1 protein-coding gene is annotated in these 1,598 nt (G+C 50.3%); it reads right to left on the bottom strand.

Annotation, left to right across the window (positions count from 1 at the left end; all coding sequences use genetic code 11):
* Positions 1-72 precede the first annotated feature (72 nt).
* Positions 73-1,598: IS1182 family transposase (locus tag H4O18_RS21815; RefSeq protein WP_187588628.1), on the bottom strand; the 1,526-nt coding region annotated here is incomplete at its 5' end.

Below are 1,598 nucleotides of genomic sequence, written 5' to 3'. Positions count from 1 at the left end.
GTAACCGTTGCACAACCCTATAATTTATAAAATATCGATGCCAAAAGCGGCCTTTTAGGGCCGTTTTGTTTTTTAAACGAACGTGTTGCCACTCATTTTTATAGTGCCAAAAAGGAAGCAAATAGACTTGTGGAGTACATTTTCCATACAATTGTGCAGAACTATGCTTCCCGCTCCACTTTTTGTGCGTTTTCCCGAGAATTTCAGGTATTTTTTGATGTTGTAGGCAATGGCCGATAGCTGCATTGCCTTGTTGGCCTGTGCCAATCCCAAGGTGTTTATCTTCCTTAGCCCCATGAACTGGGTTAGGGTCCCGAAGACGGGCTCCACCGTACTCTGGCGTTTGCCCTTCATGTACCTTCCCTGCGGACCGTTCACCCGTTCTATGTTCCTTTGGTATTCCTCCCGGTAATAGGTGACGCTGAACTTCTTCTCCTGTGCCGACCTACCAAGACAACTACTCCTGATCGGACAGCCAACACATACGTGTTTCCTTGCCCTATATTCCTTCTTCCTGGTCTGGGTACGGCCGTCCAAAAATTCCTTGGTAAACGGAATGACCTTGCCCTGTGGGCAAACATAATGGTCTTCATTTTGGTCGTAAATGAAGTTCTCCGGACCGCCCTTATACGTGCCGTGCGGCGGTATAAAACTTTTAAGTCCCTTTTGTTCCAATAATGCATAGTTCTCCCCACTGCTATAGCCCGTATCCGCCACACAGTTTTCCCATAACAGGCCTTCTTTCCATAAACGTCGTTGCACCCGCTCCACGATATCGGGCAGCTGCTGGTTGTCCTTCCCGTCCGCATGGTAGGCCTTGATATCCGTAATCACATGGTTGGCCGTATCCACCGTAAGCTGGGAAAGGTAATTGAGCTTCCTGGCCTTGCCCGGTTTTACGCTGATCCGCGCATCGGGATCGGTGGGACTGTAGTGCGTCTTGTTCGAAGTGTATTTGCTCCCCTTGTTCCCAGCCCCTGGACGCTGATCCTGATCCTTGGCCCATTTCCTGTTGCGCGAGGCGATCGCGTCCAGCTCCTTTTGGGAGGCCGTGATGCCCCGTTGTTCCTTGTCCGCCCTGTTTCCCTTGGATTTCCTAAACGGGACTTCCCTGTCCATAGAACTCATATGCCGTACCCTTTTCAGGTGCTCCCCCAGTTCCTCCTCCGGAACCTTCAGTTCCAGACTGTCCATGCTTGCGTTGGCCTTCACAGGGGCCGAATCTATTGCTTGGGTATGACCGCTGACCATTCCTTTTTCAACACACATGCCGAACACCTTTGTGAAGACCTCCTCGAAGACCGCTTCGGGAAACAACTGGCGGGTACGGCTGATCGTACTGTGCCAGGGCAGTTCCTCATCGATGTCATAACCCAGAAAATAAAGGATATCCAAGCGTAAACTACAATGATCCACCAACTTTCGGTCGCTGGTCACGTTCTCCAAATAGCCCACCAAACAGAGTTTGAAAAAGACTATGGGGTCGATGCTCTTCTGGCCACTCGATCCGTAGTACACTTTGGTCATGGGGTAGAGAAAATCCAGATCTAGGGCCTCCTTCAACCGTCTATAAAAATTGGTTTCCGGAACCCGTTCAC

The organism is Arenibacter arenosicollis (assembly GCF_014397245.1).
In the GTDB taxonomy this organism is placed as follows: Bacteria; Bacteroidota; Bacteroidia; order Flavobacteriales; family Flavobacteriaceae; genus Arenibacter; species Arenibacter arenosicollis.
Note: the sequence above shows the minus strand (reverse complement) of the source record. Positions and strands in the feature narration are given on the sequence as shown.